This is a genomic window from Microbacterium sp., from assembly GCF_026393345.1.
Classification (GTDB): domain Bacteria; phylum Actinomycetota; class Actinomycetes; order Actinomycetales; family Microbacteriaceae; genus Microbacterium.
This window is the reverse complement of the sequence record NZ_JAPLAI010000004.1, coordinates 19,402-27,182: the sequence shown is the minus strand read 5'-3', so window position 1 is coordinate 27,182 and position 7,781 is coordinate 19,402. Positions and strand designations below refer to the sequence as shown.

General features: G+C 71.1%; 8 protein-coding genes. 2 read left to right on the top strand and 6 right to left on the bottom strand.

Translation table 11 applies throughout. From position 1 onward, the window contains the following. Positions 1-4: 4 nt before the first annotated feature. The 3 genes from NT132_RS00415 to NT132_RS00405 are packed head-to-tail and all read right to left on the bottom strand — an operon-like array spanning position 5 to position 2,390. Positions 5-1,045: an alanine racemase gene (locus NT132_RS00415; protein WP_297783097.1), complete on the bottom strand. Its 1,041-nt coding sequence runs from the start codon at positions 1,043-1,045 to the stop codon at positions 5-7. Beyond that, a complete protein-coding gene (locus NT132_RS00410) occupies positions 1,042-1,716 on the bottom strand; it encodes an alanine racemase C-terminal domain-containing protein (protein WP_297783095.1) in 675 nt (224 codons plus the stop codon). Before NT132_RS00410 ends, NT132_RS00415 begins: the two co-directional genes overlap by 4 nt. Then, entirely contained in the window at positions 1,713-2,390 is a 678-nt protein-coding gene (locus NT132_RS00405) for a dienelactone hydrolase family protein (RefSeq protein WP_297783092.1), read from the bottom strand. The genes NT132_RS00410 and NT132_RS00405 overlap by 4 nt, the downstream gene beginning before the upstream one ends. Before the next feature lie 84 nt (positions 2,391-2,474). On the opposite strand from NT132_RS00405, the gene NT132_RS00400 reads away from it, so the two are divergent. Then, entirely contained in the window at positions 2,475-3,104 is a 630-nt protein-coding gene (locus NT132_RS00400; protein WP_297783090.1) for an NUDIX hydrolase family protein, read from the top strand. 24 nt (positions 3,105-3,128) lie between these two features. On the opposite strand, the gene NT132_RS00395 is transcribed toward NT132_RS00400, so the two are convergent. Both NT132_RS00395 and NT132_RS00390 read right to left on the bottom strand, forming a co-directional pair. Then, entirely contained in the window at positions 3,129-4,256 is a 1,128-nt protein-coding gene (locus tag NT132_RS00395; protein WP_297783087.1) for a low specificity L-threonine aldolase, read from the bottom strand. 24 nt (positions 4,257-4,280) lie between these two features. Continuing rightward, on the bottom strand, positions 4,281-5,666 hold the full coding sequence (locus NT132_RS00390) for a DUF6421 family protein (protein WP_297783085.1): 1,386 nt from the start codon (positions 5,664-5,666) through the stop codon (positions 4,281-4,283). A 234-nt stretch (positions 5,667-5,900) separates the two neighbouring features. Here NT132_RS00390 and NT132_RS00385 point away from each other — a divergent pair, with 234 nt between their 5' ends. Then, on the top strand, positions 5,901-6,365 hold the full coding sequence (locus NT132_RS00385; RefSeq protein WP_297783101.1) for an Lrp/AsnC family transcriptional regulator: 465 nt from the start codon (positions 5,901-5,903) through the stop codon (positions 6,363-6,365). Positions 6,366-6,449: 84 nt separating this feature from the next. On the opposite strand, the gene NT132_RS00380 is transcribed toward NT132_RS00385, so the two are convergent. Further along, positions 6,450-7,622, bottom strand: a complete 1,173-nt coding sequence (locus NT132_RS00380; RefSeq protein ID WP_297783082.1) for an ABC transporter substrate-binding protein — start codon at positions 7,620-7,622, stop codon at positions 6,450-6,452. Positions 7,623-7,781 lie beyond the last annotated feature (159 nt).

The following is a 7,781-nucleotide window of genomic DNA, read 5'->3' as shown; positions in this document are numbered from 1 at the left end:
CGTGTCAGGGGGTGAGGTAGGTGCGGGGGATCAGCGGGGACACCCGGACGAGGATCTCCTCGCCGACGGTGTCGATCGCCTCGGCGAGCGTGGTGGCGGAGGGCTCGCCGTGGCTCCCCGGGCCGAAGACCACGACCTCGTCCCCGATCGCGGCGCCCGACCACGCGTCGACCGTCAGGGTGGTGTCGTCCACCGCGCGCAGGAGCCGCGCACCCGCGGGCGTGCCGACCTCCACCCGCCCCGCGAGCGTCGACGGCAGTCCGTCGAGCGCGCCGATGCCGACCTCGACGGCGCCCTGCCGGACAGCGGTCACCGGGGCGACCAGGGCGGCCGCGGCGACGATGCCGGGCAGGTCCTCGCCGCCGGCGGAACGGATGCCGTACCCGAACGCGCCGAAACGGGCGAGGTCGAAGTGGTACGAGGAGCGGGCGTAGGCCGCCGCGCTCGCCGCCAGGTGTCGCACCTCGGGGGTGAGGCCTACCGCCTCGGCGTCCTCCACGGCGCGGAGGTATTCGTCGCGGGCGTCGTCGTCGGTGGCCTCGCTGGTCTCGGCGAGGTGACTCCACACGCCGACGACGCGGATGTGCCCGGCCCTCTCGAGCTCCGCGGCCCGCGCGGTGAACTCCCGCCAGTCTTCGGGGCGGACGCCGTTGCGGTGCAGCCCGGTGTCGATCTTCAGGTGTACGCGCACCCCGCGGCCGGCGGAGGCATCGGCGACGTCCTCAAGGTATCGCGGGTCGCCCACGCCGAGGTCGAGCCGGGCGTGGATCGCCGATTCGAGTTCGGTGGGGGCGGCGGTCGCCCAGGAGAAGACCCGCGCCTCCGGGCCGGCCGCCGCGCGGGTGCGGAGGCCAGTCGGCACGTCGAACGCCCCGAACCACCGCACCCCGTGCCGGGCCGCGGCGGTGACGACCGCATCCACGCCGTGCCCGTACGCGTCGTTCTTGACCACCAGCATCACCTCGGCGGGGGTCAGCCGCTCCCGCAGGGTGTCGATGTTCGCGAGGATGCGGCCGAGGTCGACGATCAGGCGTGCACCGGTCATGCCGCCTCCTCCCGCGCGACGTGCAGACCCAGGGCGCAGACGATCTCGGCGCCGCGCAACCCGGTCACGCGCTCCCACTCCGCCAGCGCACCGGCCGCGGGCCCCGCCCCGCCGAAGTACACGACCTCGTCATCGGCCTGCACCGGCGCGTGGCCGACGTCGACGACGCAGACATCCATCGCCACCCGGCCGACGATGGGATGCCGAACCCCCGCGATCTCGACGTCGGCGTGATTCCCGATGGCGCGCACGACACCCTGCCCGTAACCGCCGGAGACGAGCGCGATCCGCGTGTCCTGCGCGGCGACGTGCGTGTAGTTGTACGAGACGCCCTCACCCGCCCGCAGCAGCTTCAGGGAGAGCACCGAACCCACCAGCCGCATGACCGGCTCCCCGCCTCCGCCCGGCAGACCGAACAGGTCGCGAGGGTCCAGTGTGGCGGCCCCTTCCGCGGGAGTGAGCCCGGCGTGTCGGAGGGTGTCGGAGTCGCGGTCGTCGACCACGGCGCGGTGCACCCCGGCGGCGTTCAGTGCCGCCGCGACGATCGCGATGCCGTGGCCGTACGCGTCGCGCCGCAGATCGGCGACGGCATCCGGTCCGGCGAGCGCGATCGCGTTGGCTTCGAGCGCGCTCCGGGAGATCTGGGCACGGAGGGCACGGGGAGATCTCACGCGGTGGCCTCCGGGGTGGGGGTGTCGCGGTGGAGCTGCTTCTCGAGGAAGACGCGCACGTCCTGCAGCTCTTGCTCCGACACGCTGTGCGCGAGCCCCGGGTACACCCGCCCGCTGAGATCGACGTGCTCCGGCAGCCATTGGATGCTGTGCGCCACCAGCGGCTCCGGGATCACCTCGTCGCGTGCCCCGCGCCCCCAGAACACCGGGAGACTGCGCTGCTCCGCGAGGACCGCGTCTCCGGGCATCGCGCCGGGAGTGACATAGCCGCTGAGATTGATGCCGAAGGCGAACCGCTCGGGGTCGAGGCGGAGGGCCTGCATGGCGACCGCCGCACCCTGCGAGAACCCGAGGAGACCGATGCGGGCAGCCTCGGTGCGGGCATCGAGCCACTCGATCACACGTGCCGCCGCATCCGTCACCCGCTCGGCCGACCGGCCGTCGAGGCCCTCGATCGGATACCAGGCGAACCCGGGACTCGGGAACGGGGGTGCGAGGGAGGCGCGGACGGAGGCGACCACGTACTCGGACGGCAGGTGCGGCACGAGGCCGAACAGATCCTGTTCGTCGCTGCCGTAGCCGTGCAGCAGCACGAGCAGAGGTCGGCCGGCGCGCTCGGCGAGCGGTGCCGACCAGAGAACGACCTCGTCATCGAGAGCCGGAGTCGAATCCATGCCTCCATTGTGTCAGCCGCCACCGACGCCGACCCGCGCAGGCGCGGTGACGTCTCCGCAACACGCGTGGGGTATACAGGACACATGCCGGTCCGCACCCCCGACCCCGACCCCAACGAGTCTGGCGACAACGAGCGCCGCGACGCGATGAACGCGTTCGAGACGTCGATGGGAGGGTCGCTGCCGGCGGATGCCGCGAACCCCGCGTGGCTCAGCGACGTCGAACTCGCCGAGGCCCGCCGCCGCATCCCCATGCTGTACGTCGAGGCGCTGCCGGTGCGGACGGATGGGCTCGGGAACGTGACCCAGGTGGGTATTCTCCTGCGCGCGACGCCGATGGGCGAGATCACCCGCACCATCGTCTCGGGGCGCGTCCGCTACGGCGAGACGGTGCGAGATGCACTGTTCCGGCACCTGGAGAACGACCTCGGCCCGATGGCGTTCCCGCTGCTGCCGCCGCAGCCGGCGCCCTTCACGGTCGCCGAGTACTTCCCGATCCCGGGTGTCAGCGCCTTCCACGACGACCGCCAGCATGCCGTGTCGCTCGCCTTCGTCGTCCCGGTGACCGGGACGTGCGAGCCGCGCCAGGATGCGCTCGAGCTGACCTGGATGGATCCGGCCGAGGCCGCCTCCGACACTCTCGCCGCAGAGATGGAAGGCGGGCGCGGAACGCTCGTGCGCCTGGGACTTGCGAGCGTCGGCGCGCTGCGCTGAGCTGCCTCGCCCCCGCGGGCGCACTCAGGCGGCGGCGGTCTCCCGCGCGATCGCGGCGAGGAACGCGTCGATGTCGGCCTCGGTGGTGTCGAACGAGCACATCCACCGCACCTCGCGGCGTTCCGCGCCCACGCCGACTTCACCGGACGCCTCCGACTCGCCCCCTGCGGCGTCCGGGGTGGCCGGACCCCAGTCGTAGAAACGGAAGCTCTGCCGCAGCCGGTCGGCCACGTCGCCGCGAAGCGTTGCGAACACGCCGTTGACCTGGGTCTGCTGTGTGAAGGCGACGCCGCGGATCGAGCCGTCCGCGACTCCCGCCTCGATGCCGGTGCGCAGGCGCTGCGCCATCTCGTTGGCGTGGCGGGCGTTGCGCAACCACAGGTCGCCGTCATAGAGGGCGAGCAGCTGCGCGGACACGAACCGCATCTTCGACGACAGCTGCATGTTGCCCTTGCGCAGGAACGGCAGTCCGGTGGATGCGGCCGCGTCGAGCACGACGATGGCCTCGGCGCCGAGCGCCCCGTTCTTCGTCCCGCCGAGGCTCAGCACGTCGACGCCGGCATCGCGGGTGAACGCGCGAAGGGGCAGGTCGAGGGCCGCCGCCGCATTGGAGAGGCGCGCGCCGTCCAGGTGCAGCCGCATCCCGTGCCCGTGGGCGTGGTCCGCGAGCGCGCGGATCTCCTCCGGCGTGTAGAGGGTGCCGAGTTCGGTGGACTGCGTGATCGAGACCACCAGCGGCTGCGCGCGATGCTCGTCGCCCCAGCCCCAGGCCTCGCGGTCGACGAGCTCGGGGGTGAGCTTGCCATCGGCCGTCGGGACGGTGAGCAGCTTGATGCCCTGGTGCTCGGGGGCGCCCCCCTCATCCACGTTGATGTGCGCGGTCGAGGCGGCGATCACCGCACCCCAGCGCGGCAGCATCGACAGCAGGGCGGTGACGTTCGCACCGGTGCCGTTGAACACCGGGAACGCCTTCGCACCGTCTCCGAAGTGCCCCGCGATCACGTGCTGCAGGTGCTCGGTGTACGCATCCTCGCCGTAGGAGATCTGGTGGCCCCCGTTGGCGGCCGCGATCGCGGCGATCACCTCGGGGTGCACACCGGAGTAGTTGTCACTGGCGAATCCGCGCACGGCGGCGTCATGAAGAGTGTCCATCGCGATCCAGCCTATTCGCCGGGATCAGTCGGTGCCGCGGATACCGGCGGTCGAGGCGATCACCGGACGCATCTTCTTCTCCAGCGCCTCGAAGAACATCGACAGCGGGAACTCGTCGTCGAGCACGGCGTTCGTGAACCCCGACGGGGGGCCCGCGAGCACATGGTCGTCGAGACCGCGGGCCCAGCGCGAGGCCGGATGCGGGGTCAGCACGCCTCGAACCAGCTCGTACGCCGCGAGCCAGTGCGCGGTCTTGGGCCGATCGATCGACTCCCAGTAGAGCCGATCGATCGCATCGCCCAGGGCGGTCACCGCATCCGGTACGTCGGCCCAGTCGATCGTGAGGCGGGTGTCGGTCCAGTGCAGCACGCCCCGCCGGTGCAGCCAGGCGAAGAGCAGCTGACCGCCGAGTCCGTCGTAGTTGCGCACCCGCGAGCCCGTGATGGCGAAGCGGAAGATGCGGTCGAACAGCACGGCGTCCTGCACCAGCGCGGCGTGCTCGAGCATCGCGGCCTCCGCCTCGTCCAGGGTCTCGCCCGCGTCGACGCGCGCCTGCAGCCGGCGCTCGATGGTGACGCACTCGCGGAACGCGGTGAGGTCGCAGCGCAGCTCCTCCAACGAGTAGAGGAAGTACGGCATCCGTTGCTTGATCATGAACGGGTCGAACGGCAGATCGCCGCGCATGTGGCTGCGGTCGTGGATGAGATCCCACATGACGAAGGCGCGCTCCGCGAGGGCCTGGTCCTCGAGCATGCGGCGCGCGCGGTCTGGCAGCTCGAGCTTCGTGATCTCGGCTGCGGCCTCGACGACGCGACGGTAACGCGCGGCCTCACGGTCCTGGAAGATCGCGCCCCAGGTGAAGGTCGGCACCTCGCGCATGGCGACGGTCTCCGGGAAGAGGACCGCCGAGTTCGTGTCGTAGCCGGAGGTGAAGTCGATCAGCCGCAGCGAGACGAACAGCCGGTTGGTGTACTCGGTCTCGAGCCGCGCGATGAACTCGGGCCAGATGACCTCGACGAGGACGGCCTCCAGGTGGCGGTCCGGGGAGCCGTTCTGCGTGTACATCGGGAACACGACGAGGTGGCGGAGACCGTCGATGCGGTCCTGCTGCGGCTGGAACGCGGTCAGCGCATCGAGGAAGTCGGGGACGCCGAAGCCGCCGTGCTGCCAGCGGCGCAGGTCGACGACGAGTGCGTCGAGGTAGGCGGCGTCGTGCGGGAAGCGCGGGGCGAGCGCGGCGACGGATGCGGTGATCGTGTCGATGAGCGCGGCGGCGCGGGTGTGGTCGGCGGCATTCGGGAGCGAGCCGTCGGTCGCCTGCAACGGCTGCATGGCGGTGACGGCGTCCTTCAGGGCGAGCCAGGCCGCATCCGTCTCCACGGGGGAGTCCACGGCGAGAAGAGCGGGCATGCGGTCCTCCCTGTCAGGAAGATTGTCGGTATGTGGCGAGATTAGCAGGAAGTATTGCTGTTGGCCGCTCGAGCGCGCACCATCTCAGTGCGCGGTGATCCCGCCCGCGGTCCCACGTGGGTGCGCGGCCGGACCTCCGCGAGGTTCGCGCGCGGCCCAGACCCCCCGAGCTGCCGCCCGCCGAGGCCGAACCCGCACCGCTGCTACCGTGAGGGCATGACCGACGGCCCCCACATCGACGATGCGGCGGATGCGGCGATCGTCCGTGTTGTCGCCGGCGACGGCCGCGCCACCCTCGCCCAGCTGTCGCGGGCGGCGGGGCTGTCGGTGTCGGCGGTGCAGTCGCGGCTGCGGAAGCTGGAGAGCCGCGGGGTCATCACCGGATATCGCGCGATCGTCGACCCGGAGGCCGTGGGAAAACCGCTGGCCGCCCTCGTGGAGATCACTCCGCTCGATCCCGCCCAGGCCGACGACGCTCCCGAGCGTCTCGCCCACCTCGACGCGATCGAGGCATGCCACTCGGTCGCGGGTGAGGCCAGCTACATCCTCTTCGTGCGCGTGGCGACGCCGCGGGCGCTGGAGGAACTCATCCGGGACATCCGGCAGGCCGCATCCGTCAGCACCCGCACCACGGTCGTGCTGCAGACCTTCTACGAGCACCGCCCGCTGCTGCCCGCCGACCCCGCCGTCGAAGCCTGACGCCGAAACCGCTTCTAGGCCCCGAAACCGTGGGGAAAACCCAGGGTCTCGGGGCCCAGACGCCGGCTCGCGGTCAGGCGAGGGTCACTGGCCGCCCTCGGTGAGGGCCACCTCGATCGGGGTGTAGCCGCCGGAGACGTCCACGTCCTCATCGGCCAGCTCGTCCAGCGCCTTCTGCATGTACTCGTTCGAGAACGCGGATGCGGGCGGGTCGGCCGTGATGAGGTTCTGGCCGTCCTGGTTGACCGCCGCCAGTGCACCGGCGACCGTCTTGTCCCATGCTGCCTGGTCGACGAGGCCGAAGCTGTCACCGGTCCAGATGAGCTTGTTGACCTCGTTCATCTGCCACAGCTGGTGCACCGGACCCACCGGGAAGGCGAGCTCGGCCGTGGAGGCGACGTCCCAGACCAGGGATGCGGCGTCCTCGGGGTTGTCGCGGGCGAACAGCCATCCCTTGGTGACCGCCTTGAGGAACCGTACGGCGGCGTCCGCGTAGGCCGGGTCCTCATCGAGCCGCTGGGTGTCGGCCCAGATGGCGTCCTGCAGCATCGCCCCCTCGGTGTCCTCGTAGCTGATGACGTTGAGGTCGTCCATCGTGTACAGCTCGCCCGTGGCCGGGTTCACCGTCTCGAGCACCATGGCCAGCTCGTTGTAGGTCATCGCCTGAGCCGCGTCGACGTCGCCGTCGAGGAGGGCATTCATCGAGAAGTCCTGCGTGGTGATCGACACCGAGCTCGCGTCGAGGTCCTCGGCGGCCATGGCCGCGAAGATCTCCCACTCGTTGCCGAATCCCCAGGATCCGATCCGCTTGTCCTCGAAGTCGGCGACCGACGAGATCCCGGAGTCCGCCCACGACACCTGCGTCGTGCCCGAGGTCTGGAACACCTGCGCGATGTCGGTGAGCTCGACGCCGCTGGACTCGATCGTGCCGAGCACCTTCGGCACCCACGCGACGGCGAAGTCGACGTCGCCGGCGGCGAGGGCGTCCTGCGGCACGATGTCGCCGCCGGACGGGAGGATCTCGACGTCGTCGAACCCTTCCTCTTCGAAGTACCCGTTCTCCAGCGCCGCATAGTAGCCGGCGAACTGCGCCTGCGGCAGCCACTGCAGCTGCAGCTTGATCTCGGTGAGCGGCTCGAAGTCGCCCGAAGCGCTGTCGCCGGAGTCCGAGGACGTGCCGGAGCAGGCCGTGAGGGCGAGCGCCGCCGCGGTGAGCGCGGTCGCAGCCGTGAAGATGCGCCTGTTGCTGTGTCGCATGTGGTTCCTTTCGTTCGGGTGGTGCGCGGGGTGTCGGGCGGACCGGGCGGTCAGCTCGAGCTGCGCCTCGCCGTGAGCCGCTCGAGCAGCACTGTGACGAGGAAGAAGAGAAGGCCCACGGCGATCGCCGCACCCACGTACGCCCAGGCGAGGGCCGCA